Source organism: Rhodopseudomonas sp. (genome assembly GCF_013377015.1).
Classification (GTDB): domain Bacteria; phylum Pseudomonadota; class Alphaproteobacteria; order Rhizobiales; family Xanthobacteraceae; genus JARJEH01.
Genome location: NZ_JACABA010000001.1, coordinates 704255 through 729298, shown reverse-complemented (window position 1 = coordinate 729298; position 25044 = coordinate 704255). Strand labels below are relative to the sequence as shown.

The following is a 25044-nucleotide window of genomic DNA, read 5'->3' as shown; positions in this document are numbered from 1 at the left end:
GCGGATCAGCTCCGCAGTTTGGGGCGACGACGACCGCGGGATCAGGCCTTCGGCTTCAGCGCGGCGGGAAAATGCCGCTGCAGCACGGCGCTCGGAACCGAATAGGCTTCCTTCAGATCCACGCTCCAGTATTTCAACTCGTCCAGTGGAATATGCACCCCGGTGATCGCGCAGCGCACATAGGTGCCGGGTGAGATCACGCGGAAGTCGCCGTCCAGATATTGCACCTGGGCTTCGCCCGAGCCCGAGGGGCCGAATTTATTCAGCACGGCTGTTCTCCAGAAAATTCAGGCGGAAAATTTCAATCTCCGGCCACGCAACCCACAATACCGTCTACCATAAATATGTCGCAGCGGCCGCTTTGCAAACCACTCACTTGTGATGAATCCGGGATTTTCCTGCGTGATATCGTGGCGTTTGCCGGAAAACCCCGGCGACTGGGGACGCGCGATGCGCCTGCTGTCAATCTTGACGTCCGCGGCGTTGTTCGCCGTCAGCCACGCCGCCAGCGCATCGTCGCTGCCAGCGCCGATCGTGGTGGAGATTCCGCGCGCCGATGGCGTGCTGCATGCGACGCTCTACAAGCCCGATGGCGACGGACCGTTCCAGGCGGTGATCGCGCTGCATGGTTGCGGTGGATTGGCGGCAAGACTGGAGCCGATCCAACCGCGCTACGCCGATTGGGCCGAACAATTGCTCAAGACCGGCCGCGCCGTATTGCTGCCCGACAGCTACGCCTCGCGCGAATTGGGACCGCAATGCCGAGTCAAGGATCGCCGCGTGTTGGCGCGGCGCGAGCGCGTCACCGATATCCTGGCGTCGCGGCAATGGCTGGCGAAGCAGAGCTGGGTCGCGCCCGATCGGATCAGCCTGCTGGGCTGGGGCAACGGCGCCAGCGCCGTGCTGTGGGCGGTGCGGCCGCAACTGGCGATCGGCAAGCGCGAGCCGGATTTTCACACCGCGGTGGTGTTCTATCCCGACTGCCGGCTGTCATCGGGGCTGGGATGGAGCGCGCGGGTTCCGACGCTGCTGATGATCGGCGGAAACGACGATATCAGCTCGCCCGTGGCGTGCCGGCAGATGATCGACGGCGCCCGCGGACGCAGTGCGCTGGCGCGAATCGTGGTCTATCCCGGCGCCTATCAGGATTTCGACCGGGCGGATCTGCCGCTGGGGATGATCTCGGCGGCGTCGGACGGCCCCGATCACGGTCATCTCGGCAGCGATCCTGTCGCCCGCGACGACGCGCAGAAGCGGGTCGTCAAATGGCTGGGCCGGTAGCGTGCTTGCTGCTGGCTAGAACAGCGATCCCTGGTCGACCGCTTTGGCGCTGCGCTTTGCAGCGGTCGCGCTGGAGGCGGGCTTCGCTGCGGCCGGCCTCGCCGCACGGGTCGCGTCCGCTCCGTCCGAGTCGGCCGTCGCGCCAACACGGCCATCGGCAAATTCGAGGCTGAGTCTCGCGCCCGCGCCGATGCCGGCGGCGGCGTGGATCGACTGCCCCTGGGCGTCGCGCACCAGCGCAAAGCCACGCGCCAGCACGCCGCGGTAGGACAGCGCGGCGAGCAATTGTCCGGCATGCGCGACGCGGGCCTGCTTGCGTTCGATCAGCGTCGATAGCGCGCGCCGGGCTCGCTCGGCGAGGCGAACCGTGCGTTCGCGCTCGCTGCCGATCCGGACGCGTTGCGCCTGCGCATTGGCCAGCTTCGACGCCTTCAGCCTGATCTCAAGCCCGGCGAAGCGTTCGCGGCGCTGCCGCAGCCCGGCCCGGGCGCCGTGCGTCAGCCGTTCGCCGCTCACGGAGAGCCGATGTGCCGCATGCGCGACCTGATCGCGCAGAACTCGTAGCGTCAGGCCGGCGCTGGCCTGCGCGAAGCGGCGATGATGCGCGTGGGTGTTGGCCTTCAGCGCGCGTGGCAGCGCCGCCGCGGCGCCGTCGAGCCGCTGCCGCGGGATTGCGAGCAACTCACCGGCCGCCGGCAGCGCGCGCACCGCGGCGCGCAGTTCGTTGCGGCGCGATTCCTGGGCGCGTTGCCAGCACAGCATCGTGCGACGCGCCAAACTTGTGACCTCGACGAACAATTCGGCGCGCACCGGCACCGCCATCTCGGCGGCCGCGGTCGGCGTCGGCGCGCGCTTGTCGGCGGCGAAGTCGATCAGCGTGATGTCGGTCTCGTGCCCCACCGCCGAGATCAGCGGGATCATGCTTTCGGCGGCGGCGCGGACCACGATCTCTTCGTTGAACGACCACAGGTCCTCCAGCGAACCGCCGCCGCGCGCCACGATCAGCAGATCGGGCCGGGGGATCTTGCCGCCCTCCGGCAGCGCGTTAAAGCCGTGGATCGCGGCCGCGATCTGTTCGGCCGAGCCTTCGCCCTGCACCCGCACCGGCCACACCAGCACGTGGCGCGGGAAGCGATCTTCGAGACGATGCAGGATGTCGCGGATCACCGCGCCGGTCGGCGACGTCACCACGCCGATCACCTCCGGCAGATACGGCAGCAGCTGCTTGCGCGCCTCGTCGAACAGACCTTCGGCGCCGAGCTTGCGCTTGCGCTCTTCCATCAAGGCCATCAGTGCGCCGACCCCGGCGGGCTCGATTGCCTCGATCACGATCTGGTACTTCGAGGAGCCGGGATAGGTGGTGAGCTTGCCGGTGGCGATCACTTCCAAGCCTTCCTGCGGCTTGAACCGCATCCGGCTGTGGACGCCCTTCCAGATCACCGCCTCGATCTTGGCGCCTTCGTCCTTCAGCGCGAAATAACAGTGGCCGGAGGAATGCGGCCCGCGAAAGCCGGAAATCTCGCCGCGCACCCGGACATGCCCATAGGCGTCCTCGACCGTCCGCTTCAGCGCCGAGGACAGCTCGGTGACGGTGAATTCCGGAGCATTCACAAGGGTATCGGGCGCGAGCAGCTTGGCCATCGATTCGGCGACTTTCAGGTTGGTCTGCAAGGTAGGGATTTTTGGCGGTCGCCGCCATCAACCCTTGCCAGAGCTTCAACTCTGTATTACAGAGTTCTCTGTAAATAATCAGTCGGACGCTTTTCAGGGAGGTTTTGACAATGGTCGCCACCATCGTTTCCGGGAGTTTGAAGACCATCCGCTGGGGCCTCGCCGCCACCGGCCTCGTTGCGTTGATTCTGGCCGGGCTGGTCGGTTGGCCGCTTGAGCATCCGCCGGAACTGACCTCGATCTCGGACGCCCGTAAATCGGTGGATTTCTCGGGGCTACCCGAACTCGAACGCTTCCAGGGCCGCGACGGCACGGCGCTCGCTTACCGTCACTATCCGGCGCGTAGCGCGGCGACCGATCGAATCGCCGTCGTCGTCCACGGATCGTCAGGGTCGAGCGGGACCACGATCCACGCACTGTCCTCGGCGCTGGCGCTGCGCGGCGTGCAGACCTACGCGGTGGATATTCGCGGCCATGGCGCTTCCGGCACACGGGGCGACATCGGCTATGTCGGTCAGCTCGAGGACGATCTGGCCGAACTGGTCGCGGTGATCAGGCAAGCCAACCCGACCGCGCCGCTGACGCTGATCGGCCACTCCTCGGGTGGCGGCTTTGCGCTGCGGGTCGCCGGCTCGAAGATCCAGAACTTGTTCGCGCGCACGGTGCTGCTCGCGCCCTATCTGGGCTATGACGCGCCGACCACCCGCCCGGGTACCGGCGGCTGGGCCAACGCTGATGTTCCGCGCATTGTCGGGCTGATCTTGTTGCACAAGTTGGGCATCAACTGCTGCGACGCGTTGCCCGTTGTGGCCTTCGCGGTGCCGCCGCATTCCGAAGGGCGACTGGTGGCGAGCTACACCGAACGGCTGCGCAGCAATTTCGGCACCCATGCCGACTTCCGCACCGATCTTGCGGCGGCGACCCGACCGATCACGGTCTTCTCCGGCACGGATGACGAGCTGATGGTTGCCGACAAATACGACACCGCGGTGCGCAGCGTCGTGCCGTCGGCCGTGGTTCGGCTGGTGAAGGGCGTCAATCACATGGGCATCGTCAGCGATCCGGCGGCGGTGTCGGCGATCGCCGACGACGTCGCCAGCGCCGGGGCGGGGACATGACGATCGATGCGAAAGCGGCCGCCGCCGCGCTGTCGGAGATCGACGACATCGCCCGGCGGGTGCGGCAGTCACTGACCTATCAGCGCGCCAGCCTGATGATGATCCTGTGGGGCGCGTTGACGCTGGTGGGACATCTCATCACCTTCGCCTGGCCGCGTTACGCCGATGCGTCGTGGATCGCAATCTACGTCGTCGGCACCGGCGGTTCGTTCCTGATCAGCACGGTGACCGCTCCGCGCACCGGCGTGCGGAGCTTCGATCACCGCGCGGTCGCCGCCTTCGTGCTGTTCATCGCTTTCGGCACCTTCGCCTGCTGGCTGGGGCATTTCGGCCCCCGCGAGACCGGCACGTTCTGGCCGCTGTATTTCATGCTCGCTTACGTCATCGTCGGACTTTGGGTCGGCAACGTCTTCGTGGCGATCGGGCTCACGACCGCGGCGTTGACACTGATCGGCTATGCGTATCTCGGCCCGTGGTTCGAATTGTGGATGGCGGCGGTGAACGGTGGCGGGTTGATGCTCGGCGGCCTCTGGATGCGCCGGAGCTGAGCCATGGCCGAACTCGACGATATCATTCACCAGCCGCTGCGGCTGCGGATCATGGCGGCGCTGAACGCGCTGCCGGCTGGGCAGGGGCTCGAATTCGCCCGGCTGAAGAAACTCACCGGCGCGACCGACGGCAATCTCGGCGCGCATATCGAGACGCTGGCCAAGGCCGGCTACGTCGCGGTGGACAAAGCCTTTGTCGGCAAGAAGCCGCAGACCACCGTGACCGTCACCGTCGTCGGTCGCGGCGCCTTCGCCCGGCATGTTGCGACATTGCGCGACATCATCGCGATGCCGCCGACCTGAGCCGCAACCATCAGACAGGAAACAAAGCGATGCAGACCGCGATGCAAATTCTCGTCAACACGCCGATCTGGGTGTTCGCGCTGCTGGCCTTCCTCGCCTGGCAGGGCGGTCAGGCACTGCGGCCGACGACCCGGCCGATCTGGCGCGTCCTGATCGTGCCGGCGGTGTTCCTGCTGATGGGACTGTCCCGCCTTGTCCTCGGCGGCAAGGCGGCAAGCCTGGTGCTGATCTGGTTTGCGGCGGCGGCCGTATTCCTGACCGTCGCTTTGATTCGCGGCGCCGGTGCGATCGATGTCGACGAACAGGGCAATGTCGTGCGCCCGGGAAGCGTCGTGCCGCTGGTTCGCAACCTGACGGTGTTCCTGTTGCAATATGCGGTCGCGGTGGTGGCGGCGATGAAGCTGGATGCGTTCGCCGGTGTCGCGATCGCCGGCCAGGCGGTCTCGGGTGCCTGCTCGGGCTATTTCCTCGGCTGGGGAATCGCGCTGGTCAGGGCCTGGCGGGCGAAATCCGCCGGCCTCGCGACGGATCGCCCAATCTCCCTGTGAGCTTCGCGCCGCGGCTTGTTGCGGTGCGCCCGGGCCATGCTACACCCTCGCGCATCGTCCACCGCGTTCCGGGTCTGGCTTGTCGATGAATATTCTGCTGCTCGGTTCAGGTGGGCGCGAACATGCGCTGGCGTGGAAGATCGCGGCGTCGCCGCTGTTGACCAAATTGTGGTGCGCGCCCGGCAATGCCGGCATCGCCGAGCAGGCGACCTGCGTCGCGCTGGATATTGCCGACCACGCCGCGGTGATCGCGTTCTGCAAGGCCAACGCCGTCGATCTGGTGGTGGTCGGGCCGGAAGCGCCATTGGCCGCCGGGATCGTCGACGATCTCGAAGCCGCCGGGATCAAGGCGTTCGGTCCCAGCAAGGCGGCGGCGCGGCTGGAGAGCTCCAAGGGTTTTACCAAGGACATCTGCAAGGCTCACGCTATTCCCACCGCCGCCTATGAGCGGTTCAGCGATTCGGACGCGGCCAAGGCCTATATCCGCGCCCAGGGCGCGCCGATCGTGATCAAGGCCGACGGCCTAGCCGCCGGCAAGGGCGTGGTGGTGGCGATGACGCTGCCGGAAGCCGAGGCCGCGATCGACATGATGCTGGGCGGTGGTTTCGGCGAAGCCGGCGCCGAGGCCGTGGTCGAGGAGTTCATGGTCGGCGAGGAAGCCTCGTTCTTCGTGCTGTGCGACGGCGAGCACGCGGTGCCGCTGGCCACAGCGCAGGATCACAAGCGCGCCTTTGACGGCGACAAGGGGCCGAACACCGGCGGCATGGGCGCCTATTCGCCGGCACCGGTGATGACGGACGCGATCTGCCAACTGGCCATGGACCGGATCATCACCCCGACGCTGCGGGCGATGCGCGCAATGGGCACGCCCTACAAGGGCGTGCTGTTCGCCGGATTGATGATCACCGAGGACGGTCCGCAGCTGATCGAATACAACGTCCGTTTCGGCGACCCGGAAACCCAGGTGCTGATGCTGCGGATGATGTCGGACATCGTGCCGGCGCTGCTCGCCTGTTGCGACGGGCAATTGAAGAATTTCAGCCTGCGCTGGTTTCCCGATCCGGCGCTGACCGTGGTGATGGCGGCGAAGGGCTACCCCGGCGCCTACGAGAAGGGCACCCGCATCGCCGGGCTCGACCGCGCCGCCAAAATCGAAGGCGTCGAGATCTTCCACGCCGGCACCATCGCGTCGGGCGACTGGATTCTCGCCAATGGCGGCCGCGTGCTCAACGTCACCGCCTCGGCCAAGACCGTCGCCGAAGCGCAGCGCCGCGCCTACGAGGCGATCGGGGTGATCAACTGGCCCGAGGGATTCTGCCGCCGCGACATCGGCTGGCAGGCGGTGGCGCGGGAACGCCGCGGCAAGTAGTTGGGTTGTCACGTCGCGGCAGCTAGTGGAGTTGTTCCGCCCTCACCCTGAGGAGCGCGCGTTTGCGCGCGTCTCGAAGGGTGGGGGCGGCCTCATCCTTCGAGACGCGGTCCTTCGGACCGCTCCTCAGGATGAGGATCTTGCGTCGTGCTCGCTCGAAGTGATTGAGGAATCCGCCATGCCCGACCTCGCCGACCTGTTTCCCGGCTATGCGTCCGAGTGGATCGACACCCGGTCCGGCCGAATCTTCGCTCGCGTCGGCGGAAAGGGACCGCCGCTCCTGCTGCTGCACGGCTTCTCGCAGACCCATGTGATGTGGCACCTTGTGGCGCCGCGCCTGGCGGAGAAGTTCACCCTGATTATCGCCGATCTGCCGGGCTATGGCTGGTCCGATATGCCGGAGAGCGACGCCGATCACACGCCCTACACCAAGCGCGCGATGGCAGCGCAGCTGATCGACGCGATGGAGCAACTCGGCCATGTGCGGTTCGCGCTGGCCGGCCACGATCGCGGCGGCCGCGTCAGCTATCGGATGGCGCTCGATCATCCCGGCCGGCTGAGCAAGCTCGCGGTGCTCGATATCCTGCCGACCTATGAATACTGGATGCGGATCGACCGCGCCTACGCGCTCAAGATCTATCATTGGAGCTTCCTGGCACAGCCGGCGCCGCTGCCCGAAACGCTGATCGGCGCCAACCCGGATTTTTTCCTGAAGACCAAGCTGGCGAGCTGGAGCAAGAGCAAGGATCTCAGCGCGTTCGATCCGAGGGCGCTTCAGCACTATCTCGCGGCGTTCAACGATCCGATGCGGCTGCACGCGATGTGCGAGGATTATCGTGCCGGCGCCTATGCCGATTTCGAACACGACAAGGCCGATCATGACGCCGGCCACAAGATCGCGGTGCCGATGCTGGCGCTGTGGGGCGACGCCGGCATCGCGCAATCCGTCGCGACGCCGCTCGACACCTGGAAGAAATGGGCGACCGACGTGCGGGGCGGACCGGTCAATTCCGGACACTTCCTCACCGAGGAAGATCCGGAGGCGACGGTAAAAGCGCTGCTGGAATTCTTTGCGACGACGTGACGGCGTTCGAGACAGCGCACCGACGCGCCACGCTCTCTACTGTCATGCCCCGCGAAAGCGGGGCACCCAGTACTCGCAGGCGTCAGCCGTTACTGGGTCACCCGCTTTCGCGGGTGATGACGGCAGTGCGGCCCTCACCGCCGCGCCTTGAAGAACTCCCGCAGCAGCGTCGCTGACTCGGTCTCGCCGACCGACGGGTACACTTCCGGCACGTGATGGCAGGTCGGCTGTGCGAAGAACCGCACGCCGGAGTCCACCGCGCCGCCCTTGGGATCCGCTGCGCCGTAGTACAGCCGCCGGATCCGCGCGGACGAAATCGCGCCGGCGCACATCGTGCACGGCTCCAGCGTGACGTAGAGATCGCAGTCGACCAATCGCTCGCTGCCGATGCGCCGCGCGGCGTCCCGGATCGCCACGATCTCGGCATGGGCGGTCGGATCGCGATCGGTCAGGGTGCGGTTGCCCGCGCTGGCGATCACCTCGCCGTCGCGCACGACCACGCAACCGATCGGCACTTCTCCGGCAATTTGCGCGATTTCGGCCGCTTTCAGCGCCAAATCCATGAAAGATGCTGCCGTCATATCTCGTATCAACCCGAAAAACCTGCTAGGAGGGCGCATTCAGCAAAAGTGGATGCCGGTTTTGCGTGACATTGCGCCTTGGTCAAAGAGCGCGCGTCAGCGTCGCGCGAGCCCGTTCCCGTCAGCCTGATCGCCATTCCGACGACGCAAGTGAGACCAGTCATGCCCCGCGACAACGACAAAAACAACGGCCCCTCGCGCGGCCGACCGCCCGGCGGCAAATCCGGTGGTGGCAAGGGCCGCTCCGGCGCCGCCCGCGGCCCCGAGAAGAAATTCGCCAAGAAGGCCGGCAGCTACGTCGCCAAGCCGGCCGACGCCGGCGGTGAGCGCAAGAGCTACGGCACCAAGCCGTATTCCGGACCGGGTAAGCCCTACGCCGGCAAGCGTGAAGGGTCGGCGCCGCGCCGCGACGACGCGCGCCCGCCGCGCCGGGATTTTTCCGATTCGCCGCGCCCCGCGCGTAGCGGCGGCGACCGCCCGGATCGCGGCCCGCGCAAGGAGTTTTCCCCGCGCGACGGCGGCGGCGAGAAGCGGGCTTACAAGCCGCGCGAAGGCGGTGGCGAGAAGCGTCCCTACACGCCACGCGAGGGTGGCGGTGACAAGCGTCCCTACACCCCGCGCAGCGAGCGCGGTGAGGCGCGTAGCGAGGGCCGACCGGCGGCTCGGTTCGCCGACAAGAAATTCGGTGACAAGAAATTTGGCGACAAACGCCCGTATACGCCGCGCGAGGGCGCTGGCGAGAAGCGCCCTTACACCCCCCGCGAAGGTGCTGGCGAGAAACGCCCTTACGCGCCGCGCGAAGGCTTCCGCAAGGACGGCGATCGGCCGCGGCCGTCGGGCGACCGTCCTTTCAGCGCACGACCGTCGCGCGACGGCGACAAGAAATTCGGCGGCGAGCGCAAATTCGGTCGCGGCGCGCCGGATCGCGGCCCGCGCAAGGATTTCGGCAGCCGCCCGGATCGCGGTCCCGATCGCGGCGAGACCAAGCCGTGGCAGAAGCGCGACGCTTCGTCGCCCGATCATGCCGGACGCAATTCGCGCCCCGCGCGCGACGGCGAGCGCAGCTTCGACAAGCCGCGTTTCGACAAGCCGCGCGAGGAGCGCGCCGAGCGTCCGCGGTTTTCCCGTCCGCGCGAGGATCGCCCGGTCGGCGATCGGCCGGTCCGCGAGCGCCCGAAATTCGACCGGCCCCGCGAGCCGCGCGGCGACTGGCACGAGCATCCGCGCAACGATGCGGCTGCCGAGCGTCCGCGCCGCGACAACGAAGACGACAGCAAGGTGTTCGCCAAGCGCCCGGCGTTCGGCGGCCGTGGCGCCTATCGCGAACGCAAGCCGGATTTTGAAAAACGCGTCGCGCGTCCGCCGAAGGAAAAAAAGGCCGGCGAGCGGGTCGCCAAGGTGGTGTCGCGCGCCGGGCTGTGCTCGCGCCGCGATGCCGAGGAATGGATCACGCAGGGCCGCGTTTCGGTCAACGGCCGCCAGATCAATTCGCCGGCGCTCGACGTCACCGAGCGCGACGTCATCACCGTCGATGGCAAGCCGTTGCCGCCGCGCGAGCGCACCCGACTGTTCCTGTTCCACAAGCCGCGCGGCCTGATGACCACGCATTCGGATCCGGAGGGCCGGCCCACCGTGTTCGACAATCTGCCGGAAGGCCTGCCGCGGCTGATCTCTATTGGCCGGCTCGATTTCAACACCGAAGGCCTGCTGCTGCTGACCAATGACGGCGGCCTGGCGCGGGCGCTGGAATTGCCCGAAACCGGCTGGCTGCGGCGCTATCGCGTTCGCGCCCATGGTGAGGTGACGCAGGCGCAGCTCGACGAATTGCGCAAGGGCGTCGAGGTCGATGGCGTCAAATACGGCGAGATCGACGCCAAGCTGGAGCGCGACCAGGGCGCCAATGTCTGGCTGGTATTCGCGATCCGCGAAGGCAAGAACCGCGAAGTCCGCAACGTGCTGGCGCATCTCGGGCTCGAGGTGAACCGGCTGATCCGGGTGTCCTACGGTCCGTTCCAGCTCGGCGAACTGCCGGAGGGCGAGGTCGAGGAGGTCAAGACAAGGGTGCTGCGCGAACAGCTCGGCGAGAAGGTCGCCGCTCTCGCCGGTGCCGATTTTGGCCGTCCGACCGCCAGCAAGGGCGATACCGATCTCGATCCCGTCGTGGTCAAGAAGCCGGTGTTCAAGCGCGGCGCGGTGGAAGACCGCAAGGGCCGCCGCGTGCTGGTGCAGCGCACCGGCAGCGACGAATCCCGCGCCCGCAACGAGGCGGAAGCCGGCGGCTACGGCCCGCCGCGCCGCCCGACCCGCCCCTACAAGGGCAAGCGCGACCTGAAGCCGCGCGACGAGTGACACGATGCGCGTGGTTGGCGGACGGCTGAAGGGCCGCAACATCGTGGCGCCGGCGTCGCGCGAGATTCGTCCGACCCAGGACCGGCTGCGCGAGTCGCTGTTCAACATCCTGATGCACGCTTACGACAACCCGATGCTGGACGCGCGCGTGCTCGACTTGTTCGCCGGCACCGGCGCGCTCGGCATCGAGGCGGTGTCGCGCGGCGCGGCGTTCACGCTGTTTGTTGACAACGGCGCGGAAGCGCGGGCACTGCTGCGCGCCAATGTCGAGGCGCTGGGGCTCGGCGGCGTCACCAAGGTGTATCGCCGCGACGCCGGCAATCTCGGCCCGGCGCATCCGATGGAGCCGTTCGGGCTGGTGTTTCTCGATCCGCCGTACCGTATGAAACTCGCCGAAAAGGCGCTGGCCTCGCTACGCGACGGCGGCTGGCTGGTCCCCGAGGCGCTCGTGGTGGTCGAGGAGGCCAGGGACGCCGGCTTCGTCGCGCCCGAAGGCTTCGCGGAACTCGAACGCCGCGCCTATGACGACACCGAATTCACGTTTCTGAAATTCAGCGCGTAGGTCTCTCGCTGCGCACGACCCCTCATCCTGAGGAGCCGCGCATCTTGCGCGGCGTCTCGAAGGATGAGGATGCGTCCTGGCCTCATGGTTCGAGACGCCCGCCAAGGGGCGGGCTCCTCACCATGAGGATTGAGCGCGCGGCGCGATTAAGGTGAAGAGCGTCCTACAGATCTACCGCCGCGATCCAGAACACTTCGGCTTCGGACTCTTCGGTGTCGAGCCACAGCAGCGGCAGGTCGGGGAAGGCGGCTTCGATGTTGTCGCGGCCGCGGCCGATTTCGCAGAGCAGGCCGCCCTGCGGCGTCAAATGCTGTTTGGCCTCGGCGAGAATTCGGCGCACCAGATCGAGCCCGTCGGCGCCGCCGTAGAAGGCGAGTTCCGGCTCGTAGCGGCATTCGTCGGGCAGATCGTCCATGCCCTCATCGTCGACATAGGGCGGGTTGGAGATGATCAGGTCGTAGCGGGCGTCGCCGAGCGGGGCGAACAGATCGCCCTGCAGCAGCGTGACGCGATCGTCGAGCTGATAGATGTCGATATTGTGCGCGGCGACTTCGAGCGCGTCCGGCGACAGATCGACCGCGTCGATCCGCGCATTGGGAAAGCGCTGGCTCGCCAGCACGGCGAGGCAGCCGGAGCCGGTGCAGAGGTCGAGCACGGATTCGACCGCCTCGGGGTCCTCGATCAGCGAGCCGTCACCGCCGTCGAAATGCGAGCCGAGAATTTCACCGATGAAGGAGCGCGGCACGATCACCCGTTCGTCGATATAGAACGGCAGCCCCAGCATGTAGGCCTTGTTGACCAGATAGGCCGCGGGCTTCCGGGTCGTGACCCGGCGTTGGATCACCTCGAGCAGCTGTTCGGCTTCCGCAGCGGTGACCCGCGCCATCGCGAAGATGTCGAACTGGTCGGGATGCAGGTTCAGCGTGTCGCAGACTAGGAACGCGGCTTCCGCCACCGGATCGGTGGTGCCGTGCGCGAACGCCAGATCGGCTTCGGCAAAGCGGCTGACCGCGTAGCGGACGAAATCGAACAGGGTGCGGAGTTCGCCTGGCGCGACCTTGGGAAATGCCGCCGCGGCCTCGCGGCTTTTCGCCGCCGGCTTGGCGGCTTGTCCCGCCTTGGCCTTTGGTGCCTTGGCTTTTCCCACCTTTGCTTTGGCTGTCGTGGCTTTTGTGGTCTTGGCTCTTGCCATCTTGCTCTTCTTCATTTTGGCCATCAGTTCTTTTCCCAGCGGGCTGCAGCTTCATCGTCGCGGTGATGCGCCTCGACCCAGGTCGAGCCATCGGCGCGCTCCTCGCGCTTCCAGAACGGCGCATTGGCTTTTAGATAGTCCATCAGAAACTCCGCGGCGGAAAACGCCGCCTGTCGATGTGCCGATGCGGTCAGCACCAGCACGATATTGTCGCCCGGCACAAGGCGACCGACGCGGTGGATGACGGTCAGGCCGGTCAGCGGCCAGCGCGACAGCGCGTCGTCGACATGGCGCTGGATCTCGGCTTCGGCCATGCCGGGATAGTGCTCCAGCGTCAGCGCCGCGATATCCTGGTCGGCCTCGCTGCCGCGACAGATCCCGGAGAAGCTCACCACCGCGCCGATGTCGGTGCGGCCGCGGGTCAACGCTTCGATTTCGCGCGCGATATCGAAATCGGCGTCCTGGATACGGATGGTCACCGGAACCGTCATGTCGTTATCGCCAGTGCTGCCGCAAGGTCAGCCGCCGGTCATCGGCGGAAAGAAGGCGATCTCGCGGGCGCCGGCGATCGTCATGTCCGGCTTGACATGGGTGTGATCGATCGCGGCGCGGATCACGCCCGGGGTCTCGAATGCATGCGCGTATTCATCGCCGCGGGTCGCAAGCCAGTCGATCAGGTCGCCGACGGTGCGCACCCCAGCCGGCGGCTCCACCGTTTCCTCAGCCAAGCCGATGCGTTCGCGGACCCAGGCGAAATACTTCACCTTCATCGTTCATCCTCTTCGATGAGGTGATGGATGCCGGCGCGGAAATAGTCGTAGCCGGTATAGATGGTGAAGATCGCCGAGATCCACAGCAGCAGCAGGCCGAGCTGGGTGGTGAACGGCAGCACCTGGTCGCCGGCCTCGCCCGCCAGCAGGAACCCGATCGCGATCAGCTGGATCGTGGTCTTCCACTTGGCGACCTTGGTGACGGGCACGCTGACCCGCAATGCCGCGAGATATTCCCGCAGGCCTGAGACCAGGATTTCCCGGCACAGGATCACGATCGCCGCCCACAGCGTCCAGCCGTGGATGATGCCATCGGCCGCCAACATCAACAGGCAGGATGCTACCAGCAGCTTGTCGGCAATCGGATCGAGCATCCGGCCGAAGGCCGAATGCTGATCCCAAATTCGCGCGTAGTAGCCGTCGAGGAAATCCGTCACCGCTGCGGCGATGAACACCGCCAACGCGAGCCAGCGCAGCCACAGCGGGCCGTCCATGATCGACTGCGCATAGATGCAGCCGACCACCACCGGGATCGCAGCGATTCTGGCGTAGGTCAGAAGATTTGGAAGAGACAGCGAATGCTTCGCCGACCTTCTGGTCGAAACATTGTTCATCTGAGTTACCAATACTGCCCGCGCTTGAAGGTCAACCTCCCGAGGCGGCCTATCCGCTCGGTTTCAGGAAAAGGTGAAGACCAGGAGTGGGTGCTTCGGCAAGCAGACTCTGGTGACGTGGCAGCAACCCGTTACCCCGGCCGGGCGTGAAAATAGTCGAAAATCCTGCGCGCGCTTTCGGCGCTGATCCCCGGAACCTTGCCGAGATCGCCGATCGAGGCCCGCTCGATTTCCTTCAAGGTGCCGAAATGGTGCAGCAAAGCGCGTTTGCGCGACGGCCCGATGCCGGGAATCTCCTGCAAGCCGGCTTCGCGGATATCCTTCTTACGCAGCTTTCGATGCGAGCCGATGACAAACCGATGCGCCTCATCCCGCAATCGCTGGATGAAATACAGCACCGGGTCGCGCGGCTCCAGCTTCAGCGGCTCGCGGTCCGGCATGAACAGGGTTTCGCGGCCGGCGTCGCGGTCTGGCCCCTTGGCGACCGCCATCAGCGTCACCCCGGTCAATCCGAGTTCCGTGAAGATCTCCCGCACCGCGTTGAGCTGGCCGCGGCCGCCGTCGATGATGACGAGGTCGGGCCATTGCGGCACGTCGTCGTCCTTCGGCCGGGCCGCCTCGCCTTCGGCCGGCGGCGCCAGCAGTCGCTTGAACCGCCGCTGCAACACCTCACGCATCATCGCGTAATCGTCGCCCGGGGTCAGACCCTCAGAGCGGATGTTGAACTTGCGATATTGATTCTTCACGAAGCCGTCCGGCCCGGCGACGATCATCGCGCCGACCGCGTTGCTGCCCTGGATGTGGCTGTTGTCGTAGACCTCGATCCGCTTCGGCGGATGCGGCAGCTTGAGCGTCGTGACCAGCCCCTGCAGCAGCCGGGTTTGCGTTGCGGTATCGGCGAGCTTGCGACCGAGTGCCTCGCGCGCATTGGTCAAGGCGTGGACGATCAGCTCCTTCTTCTCGCCGCGCTTGGGCGTCGCCACTTCGACCTTGAACCCGGCCTTGATGCCGAGGGCGCTCGCCAGCAATTCGCTTTCCTCGATCTCGTGCGACAGCAGGATCAGCTTCGGCGGTGGCTTGTCGTCGTAGAATTGGGTCAGGAACGACGCCAGCACCTCCTCGGCGGTGAAGGACTTCTCCGCGCGCGGAAAATAGGCGCGGTTGCCCCAGTTCTGGCCGGTGCGGAAGAAGAACACCTCGACGCAGGAATAACCGCCCTCCTGATGGATGGCGAACACGTCGGCTTCCTCGACGGTGCGCGGGTTGATGCCCTGCTGCGACTGGATCGCCGACAGCGCCGCCAGGCGGTCGCGATAGAGCGCGGCTGTTTCAAAGGCGAGCTCGGCGGAAGCCTTCTCCATTTCGGCGGCCAGTTCCTGCTTCACCAATCGGCTTCGTCCGGACAAAAAGTCCGTCGCCTCGCGCACCAGCTCGGTGTAGCCGGGAAAATCGATCTCACTGGTGCAGGGGCCGGCGCAGCGCCTGATCTGATAGAGCAGGCAGGGCCGGGTGCGGCTTTCGAAGAACGAATCGGTGCAGGAGCGCACCAGAAACGCGCGCTGCAGCGCGGTGATGGTGCGGTTGACCGCGCCGACCGAGGCGAACGGGCCGAAATAGCGCCCCGGCCGCGATTGCGCGCCGCGATGCTTGAGCATCTGCGGCGCCCAGTGATCGCCGCTGATCAGGATGTAGGGAAACGACTTGTCGTCGCGCAGCAGCACATTGAAGCGCGGTCGCAGCTGCTTGATCAGATTGGCCTCGAGCAGCAGCGCCTCGGTCTCGGTCGCGGTCGAGATGATTTCCACCATCGCGGTGGCGGCGATCATCCGCGAGATCCGCATCACATGGCCGGTCGGCCGCGCATAGGACGACAGCCGCTTCTGCACGTTCTTGGCCTTGCCGACATAGAGCACGTCGTTGGCCGCGTTCAGCATCCGGTACACCCCGGGCGAGGTCGGCGCATGACGCACGGCATGCGCGATCGCGGCGCGGCCGACCGCGAGCGGTCCTTCCGGGACGGCGTCGACGGAATCGTCGACAATCTCCGGCAGCCGCGATTCGTCGTCCTCGTCGGCGGCGAGCGAGGCCGTTGCGGCGTCGATATCCTGCGACGCCGCCGTCGACCGCGGCGATGGTTCGGCCAAGACCGGCGTCGGTGCGACGGATTCCGATGCCGCCGCGGCGGGCGCATCGGGAATCTCGGTGGGGTCGTGAATCATGGATTTAAGCTAGGTGCTCCGCCCCGCCGCTGCCAGCGCGGCAACGTCGATCTGCGGTCGCGGCGATCCAGCCGCCGGGTGGTTCCAAGCACCATGAAAGTAAGGCCCTATTAACAACAATACCTTGCCACGGAGCCGGTTTAACAACCGCTTAACTTAAAACTCTCGATAAATCTTCTCAGAAAAAGCTGGAAACCCGTAACCATGCGGGCCGGCTTTCGTCGCTCGGTTTCATAGGCCGACGGCATGACCGGCGGCCGGTTTAGATCCGGCCGCGGCGTCGAGGAGAGTCGAGATGAGCAAGATTGCAATGGCGGCGGCGGCCGTATTCGCCGCGGGTGTGACAGCGGGGCAGGCCGCCGATCTCTCGTATGGATCGCGTGCGCCCTACACCGTCAATCAGCCGCTCAATGCCTATAGCTGGGCCGGGCCCTATATCGGCGGCAATCTCGGTTACAATTGGGGCGATGTGACCAACAGCGCCGCCAAGCCGTCGGGCTTCGCCGGCGGCATCCAGGGCGGCTACAATTGGCAGTCCGGCGCGCTGGTGTTCGGCGTCGAAGGCGATATCCAGGCCAATGGCGCCGAAGAGACGTTCGCACCCTGGAAGTTCTCCAACCCGTGGTTCGGCACGGTGCGCGGCCGGGTCGGCTACGCATTCAGCAACGTGTTGTTCTACGGCACTGGCGGTCTGGCGTTCGGCGGCCTGCGCGCCGAGACCTTCGGATTGTCGGAATCCCACACCTCCGCCGGCTGGACCGCAGGCGTCGGCGCCGAATTCGGCTTCGCGCCGAACTGGAGTGCCAAGGTCGAATACCTCTATGTCGATCTGTCCGACAGCCGATTCAGCATCACCGGCCTGCCGAACGGCTACCAATTCGGCCTGGTCCGCGCTGGCGTCAATTATCACTTCTAATCGCGATCAAGATACTCGCGACAAAAAAACGTCACCATCACAACTCCCGGCCCGGTGGGCCGGGATTTTTTTGTCCACTTCGCCATGCTAACCGCGCCGACCGGTTCGCCGCGTGGACAGCCGAATGCCGCCCGACTAAGCTGGCGCGATGCAGCTCGGACAACCCAGCAAGACTGCCCTCGGCGCCGCCGGTCTGCGCGCCGCGCATCAGACGCTTGATCGCGGCGTGATCTTCAGCGATCCGCTGGCGCTGCGCATTCTTGGTTCCGACGCCGATGCGTTGCTCCGCAATCTCGAGAACGATCCCGCGAGAAAAAAGCTGCGCTGGTTTATTGCGGTTCGCAGCCGCGTTGCCGAAGACGCCCTCGCGCAGGCGGCCGGCGACGGCGCAGCCCAGCTCGTCGTGCTGGGCGCGGGGCTGGACACCTATGCGTATCGGACAACGCCCGCCGCGACGTTACGCATCTTCGAGGTCGATCATCCCGAGACCCAGGCGTGGAAGCGTCAACGGCTGGCCGAGGCGGCGATCCCGGTGCCGGATCATGTCCGCTATGTGCCGGTGGATTTCGAACGCGACACCCTGGCCGACTGCCTGACGGCGTCCGGATTCGACCGCACAAAACGGACGTTCTTCACCTGGCTGGGAGTGGTGCCGTATCTGACCGAGTCCGCGATCCTCGCAACGCTGGGCTACATCGCTGCGTTGCCTGGCGGCGCCGACGTGGTCTTCGACTATGTCAACCCGCCGGAGACCATGGTGGATCCAGCGCGCCGCGCCGCGCACGACGCATTGGCGCAACGGGTCGCCGCGATTGGAGAGACCATCAAGGGCTATTTCGACACCGACGATCTGTGCGCCAAATTGTCAGGGCTTGGCTTCCGCGATGTCAGGGATCTCGACCCGGCCGGAATCGCGGCCCGCTTCTTCTCCGACCGGTCGATTTCGATGCGGGGCAAAGGCGCGCATATCATGCACGCCTCGACCGTCGCACAGGTCAGGACAGCACCAGATTGACCGCCTTGGGGCCTTTGCCCTTCTTGTCGGGCTCGACCTCGAAGGCGATGCGCTGACCTTCGATCAGGTCTTTCAGTCCGGCGCGCTCGACCGCCGTGATATGTACGAACACATCGCGACCGCCGTCATCCGGCTTGATGAAACCATAGCCGCGTTCACCGTTGAAGAACTTCACCGTTCCCGTCATGGCCATCCGGAAACTCCTCCCCGCATTGCTTGCCGCTACGCGCCAGCGCATCGACGCGGCCTGGCATTGCGCTGCCGGAAAGCTTGGCCATGCGAGCTAGACCCGCGTGCCGCGGGTCCGTGAAATACGCCTTGAGGCCTTGTCACTCCGCCGCCTCCATTCGCGGAAGCGGGTAACGTAAAGCCAGTCCTAATGGACTAAAGCATAATACGAATTTGCGGGGATTGCCTACGGTCCAGATGCGACTTTTCGCATCGGATGGCGGTTCGGATCCGAGTAGCTAGAGTTTGGGCAATTCGAGCCTGAAACGGCCGGCGCCGCCCTGGCCCAGCGGCTTTTCCAATTCGGGAAGGATGGCCTTTAGCTCGCCGGCCAATGTCCAGGGCGGATTCACCACCAGAACACCGGCTGAGGTCAGGCCGCCCTCGGCGCTCTGCGGCGCCACGCTGAATTCCAGCCGCAGGCATTTTCCCGCACCGCCGGCCGCGCCGGCGACCTCGGTGACATGGCGGGCGAGGGTATCGGTGGCGCGGCGGCTTTTCACCGGGTACCAGAGCAGATAGCTGCCGGTCGGCCATTTCGCGTACGCCGCACTGAATCCGTCGGCCATCCGCTCGAACTCGTCCTTCCGTTCGAACGGCGGATCAATCAGCACCAGACCGCGGCGCTCCTTCGGCGGCACGAACGCCGGCAACGCCACCCAGCCGTCGAGATCGACCACCCGGGCCTGGGTATCGCGGCGCAATGCGTCGATCAGCAGCTTGCGGGCGCCCGGTTCGATCTCGCAGGCGACCAGGCTGTCCTGCGGCCGCAGTAGGGCGCGGGCGATCAGCGGCGACCCAGGATAGGCCTCGAGGCTGCGCTGTGGATTGAACGCCCGGACGATATCGAGATAGGGCGCGACCAGCGGCGCGACCTTTTCGGAAAAACGGGCCTGCATCAGCCGGGCGATCCCGGTGAGCCATTCGCCGCTGCGCTGCGCCTCCTCGCCGGTGAGATCATAGATCCCGGCGCCCGCGTGGGTGTCGACCACCCGAAACGGCGCAGGCTTTTCGTGCAGGTAGGTGAGGATACGCACCAGCACGATGTGCTTGATAACGTCGGCGAATCCCCCGGCGTGGAAGGCGTGGCGATAGTTCATCCCGAACCACTAGCAGGATGAGCCGGACGCCGCCACGCCTGACCGCGGCCGCGGCCGTCGGGCGTCGCCCGATCGGGCGGCGGGTGGCCTTGATCTAGGTAAGAATACGGGGTTGCCGGGGGCAAGCGGTCGCAGATTTGCGAAAAGTTCGCGTTCGCCGCGCTTCGGCGCGGCGGTTCGGCGCCGGGGTTAACGGGCTGTTTAATCAGCGGTGCTAAGCATGGCTGACGCGAAAGACCCGGCAGACCACCGCCAGCGCTCTTTCGGGCGGCCCGGCGACGGCCGGCAGATTCATGGATGTTTCGGCGCACCCGCGCGGTGGGCTATGGGGAGTTGAAGATGGCGGTTGATTTGTCGATGACGGTGCTGGTGGTGGATGACTACAACACCATGATCCGGATCATTCGCAATCTGCTCAAGCAGCTCGGGTTCGAGCATATCGACGACGCCAGCGACGGCTCGGCCGCGCTCGCCAAGATGCGCACCAAGAAATACGGGCTGGTGATCTCGGACTGGAACATGGAGCCGATGACCGGTTACGACCTGCTCAAGGAGGTTCGCGCCGACCCTAATCTGGCAACGACCCCGTTCATCATGATCACCGCCGAATCCAAGACCGAGAACGTCATCGCCGCCAAAAAGGCCGGCGTGAACAACTATATCGTCAAGCCGTTCAACGCCGCGACCTTGAAGACCAAGATCGAGGCCGTGTTCCCGGATACCGTGCCGGCGTAAGCCGACTTTCGATCAAACTCGACGTCATCCATCGAGACGCGCCCGAGCGGCGCGATCTTCGGGGTGACGTCTTGTTGTCGGGGCGGCGCTACCAGCGCAGTTCGCGGGTCAGCGCCAACGGCGGATGGCCGAACAGTTCCTTGACCGCCACCGAATCCAGCCGGTCGATGCCATCGAACGCGTCGGCGTGAATCCCGCGGGTCACGAACAGACAGTCAATCCCGAAGCCCTGGGCGCCGGCCAGATCGGTCCGCACCGAATCCCCGATCGCCAGCACGCGGCTGGTCGGCGTCGCCACATTGCCGCGACAGGCTTGCGCGATCGTCATCGCGCGGTCGTAGATCGGCCGGTGCGGCTTGCCGTAGAAGATCACCTCGCCGCCGAGTTCGCGGTACAGTTCGGCGATTGCGCCGGCGCAATAGATCAGCCGGTCGCCGCGCTCCACCACGATGTCGGGATTAGCGCAGACCAGCGTCAGGTTGCGCGCGCGCGCCTCAGTCATCATTCCGCGATAGTCCTCTGCGGATTCGGTTTCGTCGTCGAACGGTCCGGTACAGACGATGTAGTCGGCGCTCTCCAGCGGCGCGAACACCGCGTCGAGCCCGCGATAGATCGAGTTGTCGCGCTCCGGCCCAAGCCAGAACATCGATTGCCCGGCACGTTCTGAAACAAAGGTCCGGGTGAGGTCGCCGGAACTGACGATGGCGTCGTAGGTGTCGTCGGTGACGCCGAGCTTGCGCAATTGTCGCTGCACCGAATCCGCAGGTCGCGGCGCATTGGTGATCAGGATCACCGTGCTGCCCTGGGCGCGGACCTTATGCAGCGCGTCGCAGGCCTCGGGAAACGCCACCAGGCCGTTATGGACCACGCCCCAGATATCGCTCAACACGACATCGACGCCGCCGACGAGGTCGCGCAAATGTTCAACGAAACGAAGTGTGGTCATTGCATCGGGTACTCAGGCCGGTCCGGCCGCGCGGCGCGCCAGCGCGGCATTTCCGGTGACGCGTGGCGGATCGATCCGGGCCGTATCGCGGGCCGAGTCCCGAGCCGAATCCTTGGTAACGTCGCCCTGCGAGGGCTTGCCTGCGTCATGGGCAGCGACCTGCTGTGGATTGTCCGCGGCGACCGCCGGCCCAGTCGCGCTCTCGGGCCGCAACGGACGCGGCGCCGCGAACAAAAATCCCTGCCCAAACCGCACATCGTAGTCAAGCAAGTCGACCACCGCGCGCTCTCCCTCGATCCGTTCGGCGATCAGGTCGATGCCGAACCGGCCGAGCAGATCCGACAGGTCGGCGGGGTGAATGTCGGACGCCGGATATTCGCGCGGATCAAGCAGCAGGGCCGCCGGCACCTTGATGAAACGGACGCCGCGATCAGCCAGTTCACGCGGATCAATCCGCAGGTCGACGACATGGTCGATCGAGAACCGGTAGCCGCGCTGCGCCAGCGCCGCGAGGTGTTCGGCCTCTGTGGCGCCGAGATTGCGGAACGTCGCTTGCTTGAATTCCAGGATGAAGGACGACGCCAGCGCGCGGTTGGCTTCGAGGAAGTCCAGGCACTGCGCGAAACCCTCGGGATTGGCCAGGGTGGTCGCTGCGACGTTGCAGAATACCCCGACCTCCTTGTTGCGCACCATCAGCCGGCGCAGCACCTGCATGCAGCGCAGCATCACGGCGTGATCGATCCGCCCCATCAGCCCGGCGGATTCCGCGGTGGCGATGAATTCGTCGGCGGTGAGGATCAGATTGGCGTCGTCGCGCAGCCGGGTCACCGCCTCGTAGAACCGGACCTTGCGTTGCGGCAACGTCACCATCGGCTGCAGATAGATGTCGATGCGGTTGGCTTCGACCGCGTTCCTCACCGCGGTCAGCAGCTGCGCCGCGTTGCGGGCGAGGGGCGTGGCGACCGGCGCGGCTGCCACCTTTGCGGGCTCGCTGGCGGTCGAGGGGCTCGCGGTTTCAGCATCGGCCTCGGCAGCCGGCGTCGGCCCGTCCGATTCGGCGGACGGTGTGGCGGTGCTGGCAGTGACGCCAGAAGCCAGCATCTCGTCATGGCTCGCGACCGAGGCCGCCAGTTGCTTCACCAGCCCGCCGAGTTCGCCGATTTCATTCAGCGCCGACTGCACCCGATCCTGATTGGCGGAGTTGGCCGAGACTATCTTGCCCTCGATCGCGGCGAGCCGGCGGCCGAATTCGGCGACCTGGCGGGCGAGGTCGGCAGTGCCGCGCGACAGGTCGGCGATCTGGCCGCCGACGTCGGAACGGTCGCGCAGCCGCATCGACACCGCATTGTAGAGAACGAACACGGTCAGCGTCGCCAGCGCAACGATAGCGGATTCGGTGGCGCTGAATCCGGCCATCGAATACAGCACCATGCCGAGCGAGGCTGCGACCAGCACCATGCAGATGGCAATAAAAATCGTCGAGATGCGGATCATTAAGCCGAGGTTTCCCTGCCGATCCCGACATCATTGGTGATTCGGCGGACGAGTCCACTGCTTTCGTCCGCCGCCATCCAAACCGGGTCAGGCGACCGCGCGGATTACCTTGGCCACCTTGTCGACGATCTCGCCGATCTGGTCCTCGCTGATGATCAAGGGCGGCGTCAGCACCAGAGTGTCGCCGGCGATTCGCAGCATCATTTCGTTGTCATGGAAGGCGCTGTTCATCGCCTCGAAACCGCGCTGGCCGGGCGCATCCGGGCGCGGCGCGAGATCGATTCCGGCGGTCAGGCCGACGGTGCGGATATCGACCACATTCGGCTCGCCCTTCAGCGCCATCACCGCGTCGGCGAGCACCGGCTCGAGCTTTTTCGCGCGCTCGAACAGCTTTTCGTCGCGGTAGATGTCCAGCGTGGCAAGACCCGCGGCGCAGGCCAGCGGATGCGCCGAATAGGTGTAGCCGTGGCACAGCTCCACGGCGTAGTCGGGGCCGGTCATGAAGGCGTCGTGGATGGTGTCGCTGACCAGCACCCCGCCCATCGGCACCGCGCCGTTGGTGATGCCCTTGGCGAAGGTCAGCATGTCCGGCACCACGCCGTAGCGCTCGGCCGCGAAGGCATGGCCGAGCCGGCCGTAGCCGGTGATGACCTCGTCGAAGATCAGCAGGATGCCGTGCTTCTTGGTGATCTCGCGCAGCTTCTTGAGATAGCCCTGCGGCGCCGGCAGCACGCCGGTGGAACCCGCCATTGGCTCGACGATCACCGCCGCGATGGTGTTGGCGCCGTGCAGGTTCACCAGGCCTTCGAGCGCGTCGGCGAAATGCGCGCCGTACTCCGGCTCGCCCTTGGTGAAGGCCTGCTTGTCGCGGTCGTAGGTCGAGGGCAGGTGGTCGACGCCGTTCAGCAGCGTGCCGAACATCTTGCGGTTGTTGCCGATGCCGCCGACCGCGGTGCCGCCGAAGCCGACGCCGTGATAGCCGCGCTCGCGGCCGATGAAGCGGGTACGGGACCCCTGGCCGCGGATCATCTGCCAGGCCATCGCCATCTTCAGCGCGGTGTCGGCGGCCTCCGATCCGGAGTTGCAGAAGAACACGTGGTCGAGGCCATCCGGCGCCAGTTCGACGATCCGGCTGGCCAGTTCGAACGCCTGCGGATGGGAGAATTGGAACGGCGGCGCGTAGTCCAGCGTGGCAGCCTGCTTGGCGATCGCGGCGGCGATCTGCTCGCGGCCATGGCCGGCATTGGTGCACCACATGCCCGAGGCGGCATCGATCACCTTGCGTCCGTCGGCGGTGAAATAGTGCATGCCCTTGGCGCCCGCGAGCATCTTCGGTGCGCGCTTGAAGGCGCGGTTCGCGGTGAACGGCATCCAGAACGCGGCGAGGTCATTCGGCACGCTGACGGCGGAGGTGGGCAGGCTCTTGTCTAACATGGAGGTCCTCATGCAAGTCGGGATGCAAGTCGCGGCGTTGGATTGCGCGGCACGGTACCAGCTTCATCCCAGTGCGCCAACGACTGCGTCAAATTTCCGTGGTGCCAGATGCCTGCAGCGACGCCAGCGGTGCATCCAGCGTATAGACGAATCCGCTTGCCGCGTAGGCAAAGTCGACCTCGCCGTTGAGCTGCTTGCCCATCGTTTCGATCAGCCTGGTACCGAAACTGCGCCGGGTCGGCACCCGAACTGGCGGCCCGCCGGATTCCGTCCAGCTCAAGCGCAGCCGCTGCTTCTCGGCATCGATGTCCCAGTGGATCGCGATCCGCCCGGTCGGCACCGACAGCGCGCCGAACTTGGTGGCGTTGGTGCAGAGTTCGTTCAGCGTCATCGCCAGCGCCAGCACCGCGCCCGAGGTGATGTTGATTTCCGCTCCCGAAATTGTGAACCGGGCGGCGTCGCGGCTTTCGTAGGGCTCGGTGGCGCCGCGCACGATGGTGGCCAGGCTGGCGCTGCTCCAGCGCGCCTGCAACAACAGATCGTGGGCGCGGCCGAGCGCAACCAGCCGGCCCTCGATCGCGTGCTGGCCGTGTTCGATGCTGGTGGCGGTGCGCAGGCTTTGCGAGGCGATGGCGCTGACTGTGGCCAGCGTATTCTTGATGCGGTGGTGCAGCTCTTCCAGGATCAGTTTCTGCAGCTTGTCGGCGGTCTCGCGCTCGCGGGCGTCGATTCCGGCCTGCGCCAGCAGCGCCCGTGCGTCGATCCCGGCCTGTTCGAGCAGCAGCCGCAGTCCGTCATTCTCGGCCTGCAGAATTCCAGTCGGGCCAGCCATCGGTCACCTAGCCCCGAAGGACTTCCTTTTGTTTGCTGATCGTTGCTAGCACGTTTATTTGGCCGCAGTGCGGCTATTTCGGTTACCGGACATAGGGGTGGGGAGGGATCACAACGTCGCCTTGCCGCCTTGCGC

The 25044-nt window shown here is 66.0% G+C and carries 26 protein-coding genes; 12 read left to right on the top strand and 14 right to left on the bottom strand.

Annotated elements, in window-relative coordinates:
* Positions 1-41 precede the first annotated feature (41 nt).
* The gene (locus HXX15_RS03560; RefSeq protein WP_296512723.1) at positions 42-269 is read right to left on the bottom strand and encodes a DUF2093 domain-containing protein; all 228 of its coding nucleotides are present in this window, start codon (positions 267-269) and stop codon (positions 42-44) included.
* Between the two features lie 181 nt (positions 270-450).
* On the opposite strand from HXX15_RS03560, the gene HXX15_RS03555 reads away from it, so the two are divergent.
* On the top strand, positions 451-1281 hold the full coding sequence (locus HXX15_RS03555; protein ID WP_296512721.1) for a dienelactone hydrolase family protein: 831 nt from the start codon (positions 451-453) through the stop codon (positions 1279-1281).
* Positions 1282-1296: 15 nt separating this feature from the next.
* Here the strand turns inward: HXX15_RS03555 and xseA are convergent, their stop codons facing one another.
* On the bottom strand, positions 1297-2922 hold the full coding sequence (xseA, locus tag HXX15_RS03550; RefSeq protein ID WP_296514800.1) for an exodeoxyribonuclease VII large subunit: 1626 nt from the start codon (positions 2920-2922) through the stop codon (positions 1297-1299).
* Positions 2923-3062: 140 nt separating this feature from the next.
* Here xseA and HXX15_RS03545 point away from each other — a divergent pair, with 140 nt between their 5' ends.
* From HXX15_RS03545 to HXX15_RS03520, 6 genes are all read left to right on the top strand, one after another.
* Positions 3063-4070: an alpha/beta fold hydrolase gene (locus HXX15_RS03545; RefSeq protein WP_296512718.1), complete on the top strand. Its 1008-nt coding sequence runs from the start codon at positions 3063-3065 to the stop codon at positions 4068-4070.
* Complete coding sequence (locus HXX15_RS03540) at positions 4067-4618, top strand: hypothetical protein (RefSeq protein WP_296512717.1); 552 nt, start codon at positions 4067-4069, stop codon at positions 4616-4618. Before HXX15_RS03545 ends, HXX15_RS03540 begins: the two co-directional genes overlap by 4 nt.
* Before the next feature lie 3 nt (positions 4619-4621).
* A complete protein-coding gene (locus tag HXX15_RS03535) occupies positions 4622-4921 on the top strand; it encodes a transcriptional regulator (RefSeq protein WP_296512715.1) in 300 nt (99 codons plus the stop codon).
* Positions 4922-4950: 29 nt separating this feature from the next.
* Positions 4951-5469, top strand: a complete 519-nt coding sequence (locus HXX15_RS03530; RefSeq protein WP_296512713.1) for a hypothetical protein — start codon at positions 4951-4953, stop codon at positions 5467-5469.
* Positions 5470-5554: 85 nt separating this feature from the next.
* Positions 5555-6838, top strand: coding sequence for a phosphoribosylamine--glycine ligase (gene purD, locus HXX15_RS03525; protein WP_296512712.1), 1284 nt, complete (start codon positions 5555-5557; stop codon positions 6836-6838).
* A gap of 178 nt (positions 6839-7016) precedes the next feature.
* On the top strand, positions 7017-7922 hold the full coding sequence (locus HXX15_RS03520; RefSeq protein ID WP_296512710.1) for an alpha/beta hydrolase: 906 nt from the start codon (positions 7017-7019) through the stop codon (positions 7920-7922).
* A 134-nt stretch (positions 7923-8056) separates the two neighbouring features.
* Here HXX15_RS03520 and HXX15_RS03515 read toward each other — a convergent pair whose 3' ends face one another.
* Positions 8057-8503: a nucleoside deaminase gene (locus HXX15_RS03515; RefSeq protein WP_296512709.1), complete on the bottom strand. Its 447-nt coding sequence runs from the start codon at positions 8501-8503 to the stop codon at positions 8057-8059.
* 162 nt (positions 8504-8665) lie between these two features.
* Between HXX15_RS03515 and HXX15_RS03510 the strand changes: the two genes are divergently transcribed.
* A complete protein-coding gene (locus tag HXX15_RS03510; protein WP_296512707.1) occupies positions 8666-10852 on the top strand; it encodes a pseudouridine synthase in 2187 nt (728 codons plus the stop codon).
* Between the two features lie 4 nt (positions 10853-10856).
* On the top strand, positions 10857-11414 hold the full coding sequence (gene rsmD, locus HXX15_RS03505) for a 16S rRNA (guanine(966)-N(2))-methyltransferase RsmD (protein WP_296512705.1): 558 nt from the start codon (positions 10857-10859) through the stop codon (positions 11412-11414).
* A 163-nt stretch (positions 11415-11577) separates the two neighbouring features.
* On the opposite strand, the gene prmB is transcribed toward rsmD, so the two are convergent.
* The 5 genes from prmB to uvrC form a co-directional block, all read right to left on the bottom strand.
* Entirely contained in the window at positions 11578-12630 is a 1053-nt protein-coding gene (gene prmB, locus HXX15_RS03500; protein ID WP_296512703.1) for a 50S ribosomal protein L3 N(5)-glutamine methyltransferase, read from the bottom strand.
* A complete protein-coding gene (locus tag HXX15_RS03495) occupies positions 12630-13097 on the bottom strand; it encodes a molybdenum cofactor biosynthesis protein MoaE (RefSeq protein WP_296512701.1) in 468 nt (155 codons plus the stop codon). Before HXX15_RS03495 ends, prmB begins: the two co-directional genes overlap by 1 nt.
* Positions 13098-13124: 27 nt before the next feature.
* Positions 13125-13376 (bottom strand): molybdopterin converting factor subunit 1, encoded by a 252-nt coding sequence (moaD, locus tag HXX15_RS03490; RefSeq protein WP_296512698.1) that lies wholly within the window; start codon positions 13374-13376, stop codon positions 13125-13127.
* Entirely contained in the window at positions 13373-13990 is a 618-nt protein-coding gene (gene pgsA, locus HXX15_RS03485) for a CDP-diacylglycerol--glycerol-3-phosphate 3-phosphatidyltransferase (protein ID WP_296512696.1), read from the bottom strand. The genes moaD and pgsA overlap by 4 nt, the downstream gene beginning before the upstream one ends.
* Before the next feature lie 131 nt (positions 13991-14121).
* Positions 14122-16209: an excinuclease ABC subunit UvrC gene (uvrC, locus tag HXX15_RS03480; protein WP_296512694.1), complete on the bottom strand. Its 2088-nt coding sequence runs from the start codon at positions 16207-16209 to the stop codon at positions 14122-14124.
* A gap of 295 nt (positions 16210-16504) precedes the next feature.
* Between uvrC and HXX15_RS03475 the strand changes: the two genes are divergently transcribed.
* Together HXX15_RS03475 and HXX15_RS03470 are read left to right on the top strand one after the other, a co-directional pair.
* The gene (locus HXX15_RS03475) at positions 16505-17125 is read left to right on the top strand and encodes an outer membrane protein (protein ID WP_296512692.1); all 621 of its coding nucleotides are present in this window, start codon (positions 16505-16507) and stop codon (positions 17123-17125) included.
* A gap of 148 nt (positions 17126-17273) precedes the next feature.
* Positions 17274-18140 carry an SAM-dependent methyltransferase gene (locus HXX15_RS03470; protein WP_296512690.1) on the top strand — a complete coding sequence of 289 codons (867 nt, stop codon included), beginning with the start codon at positions 17274-17276 and terminating at the stop codon, positions 18138-18140.
* On the opposite strand, the gene HXX15_RS03465 is transcribed toward HXX15_RS03470, so the two are convergent.
* Both HXX15_RS03465 and rlmJ read right to left on the bottom strand, forming a co-directional pair.
* On the bottom strand, positions 18121-18333 hold the full coding sequence (locus HXX15_RS03465) for a cold-shock protein (protein WP_296512688.1): 213 nt from the start codon (positions 18331-18333) through the stop codon (positions 18121-18123). The two genes, HXX15_RS03470 and HXX15_RS03465, sit on opposite strands and share 20 nt — an antisense overlap.
* Positions 18334-18607: 274 nt before the next feature.
* Positions 18608-19468 (bottom strand): 23S rRNA (adenine(2030)-N(6))-methyltransferase RlmJ, encoded by an 861-nt coding sequence (rlmJ, locus tag HXX15_RS03460; protein ID WP_296512685.1) that lies wholly within the window; start codon positions 19466-19468, stop codon positions 18608-18610.
* Positions 19469-19807: 339 nt separating this feature from the next.
* Here rlmJ and HXX15_RS03455 point away from each other — a divergent pair, with 339 nt between their 5' ends.
* Positions 19808-20203 carry a response regulator gene (locus HXX15_RS03455; RefSeq protein ID WP_296512683.1) on the top strand — a complete coding sequence of 132 codons (396 nt, stop codon included), beginning with the start codon at positions 19808-19810 and terminating at the stop codon, positions 20201-20203.
* Between the two features lie 88 nt (positions 20204-20291).
* Here the strand turns inward: HXX15_RS03455 and HXX15_RS03450 are convergent, their stop codons facing one another.
* The 4 genes from HXX15_RS03450 to HXX15_RS03435 all read right to left on the bottom strand — a co-directional run bounded on the left by HXX15_RS03450 (position 20292) and on the right by HXX15_RS03435 (position 24909).
* On the bottom strand, positions 20292-21149 hold the full coding sequence (locus HXX15_RS03450; RefSeq protein WP_296512681.1) for a TIGR01459 family HAD-type hydrolase: 858 nt from the start codon (positions 21147-21149) through the stop codon (positions 20292-20294).
* Between the two features lie 12 nt (positions 21150-21161).
* Positions 21162-22643 carry an EAL domain-containing protein gene (locus HXX15_RS03445; RefSeq protein ID WP_296512679.1) on the bottom strand — a complete coding sequence of 494 codons (1482 nt, stop codon included), beginning with the start codon at positions 22641-22643 and terminating at the stop codon, positions 21162-21164.
* Positions 22644-22730: 87 nt separating this feature from the next.
* Positions 22731-24077 (bottom strand): aspartate aminotransferase family protein, encoded by a 1347-nt coding sequence (locus tag HXX15_RS03440; protein WP_296512677.1) that lies wholly within the window; start codon positions 24075-24077, stop codon positions 22731-22733.
* Between the two features lie 88 nt (positions 24078-24165).
* A complete protein-coding gene (locus HXX15_RS03435; RefSeq protein WP_296512675.1) occupies positions 24166-24909 on the bottom strand; it encodes a sensor histidine kinase in 744 nt (247 codons plus the stop codon).
* Positions 24910-25044: the final 135 nt, after the last annotated feature.

Coding starts and splice junctions, on each gene's coding strand:
- HXX15_RS03465 (WP_296512688.1), bottom strand. CDS start 18,333: ATGGCCATGACGGGAACGGTGAAGTTCTTCAACGGTGAACGCGGCTAT.
- HXX15_RS03520 (WP_296512710.1), top strand. CDS start 7,017: ATGCCCGACCTCGCCGACCTGTTTCCCGGCTATGCGTCCGAGTGGATC.
- HXX15_RS03545 (WP_296512718.1), top strand. CDS start 3,063: ATGGTCGCCACCATCGTTTCCGGGAGTTTGAAGACCATCCGCTGGGGC.
- HXX15_RS03435 (WP_296512675.1), bottom strand. CDS start 24,909: ATGGCTGGCCCGACTGGAATTCTGCAGGCCGAGAATGACGGACTGCGG.
- HXX15_RS03440 (WP_296512677.1), bottom strand. CDS start 24,077: ATGTTAGACAAGAGCCTGCCCACCTCCGCCGTCAGCGTGCCGAATGAC.
- moaD (WP_296512698.1), bottom strand. CDS start 13,376: ATGAAGGTGAAGTATTTCGCCTGGGTCCGCGAACGCATCGGCTTGGCT.
- HXX15_RS03510 (WP_296512707.1), top strand. CDS start 8,666: ATGCCCCGCGACAACGACAAAAACAACGGCCCCTCGCGCGGCCGACCG.
- HXX15_RS03470 (WP_296512690.1), top strand. CDS start 17,274: ATGCAGCTCGGACAACCCAGCAAGACTGCCCTCGGCGCCGCCGGTCTG.
- HXX15_RS03495 (WP_296512701.1), bottom strand. CDS start 13,097: ATGACGGTTCCGGTGACCATCCGTATCCAGGACGCCGATTTCGATATC.
- HXX15_RS03450 (WP_296512681.1), bottom strand. CDS start 21,149: ATGACCACACTTCGTTTCGTTGAACATTTGCGCGACCTCGTCGGCGGC.
- pgsA (WP_296512696.1), bottom strand. CDS start 13,990: ATGAACAATGTTTCGACCAGAAGGTCGGCGAAGCATTCGCTGTCTCTT.
- uvrC (WP_296512694.1), bottom strand. CDS start 16,209: ATGATTCACGACCCCACCGAGATTCCCGATGCGCCCGCCGCGGCGGCA.
- HXX15_RS03530 (WP_296512713.1), top strand. CDS start 4,951: ATGCAGACCGCGATGCAAATTCTCGTCAACACGCCGATCTGGGTGTTC.
- rsmD (WP_296512705.1), top strand. CDS start 10,857: ATGCGCGTGGTTGGCGGACGGCTGAAGGGCCGCAACATCGTGGCGCCG.
- HXX15_RS03475 (WP_296512692.1), top strand. CDS start 16,505: ATGAGCAAGATTGCAATGGCGGCGGCGGCCGTATTCGCCGCGGGTGTG.
- prmB (WP_296512703.1), bottom strand. CDS start 12,630: ATGGCCAAAATGAAGAAGAGCAAGATGGCAAGAGCCAAGACCACAAAA.
- rlmJ (WP_296512685.1), bottom strand. CDS start 19,468: ATGAACTATCGCCACGCCTTCCACGCCGGGGGATTCGCCGACGTTATC.
- xseA (WP_296514800.1), bottom strand. CDS start 2,922: ATGGCCAAGCTGCTCGCGCCCGATACCCTTGTGAATGCTCCGGAATTC.
- purD (WP_296512712.1), top strand. CDS start 5,555: ATGAATATTCTGCTGCTCGGTTCAGGTGGGCGCGAACATGCGCTGGCG.
- HXX15_RS03455 (WP_296512683.1), top strand. CDS start 19,808: ATGGCGGTTGATTTGTCGATGACGGTGCTGGTGGTGGATGACTACAAC.
- HXX15_RS03540 (WP_296512717.1), top strand. CDS start 4,067: ATGACGATCGATGCGAAAGCGGCCGCCGCCGCGCTGTCGGAGATCGAC.
- HXX15_RS03535 (WP_296512715.1), top strand. CDS start 4,622: ATGGCCGAACTCGACGATATCATTCACCAGCCGCTGCGGCTGCGGATC.
- HXX15_RS03515 (WP_296512709.1), bottom strand. CDS start 8,503: ATGACGGCAGCATCTTTCATGGATTTGGCGCTGAAAGCGGCCGAAATC.
- HXX15_RS03445 (WP_296512679.1), bottom strand. CDS start 22,643: ATGATCCGCATCTCGACGATTTTTATTGCCATCTGCATGGTGCTGGTC.
- HXX15_RS03555 (WP_296512721.1), top strand. CDS start 451: ATGCGCCTGCTGTCAATCTTGACGTCCGCGGCGTTGTTCGCCGTCAGC.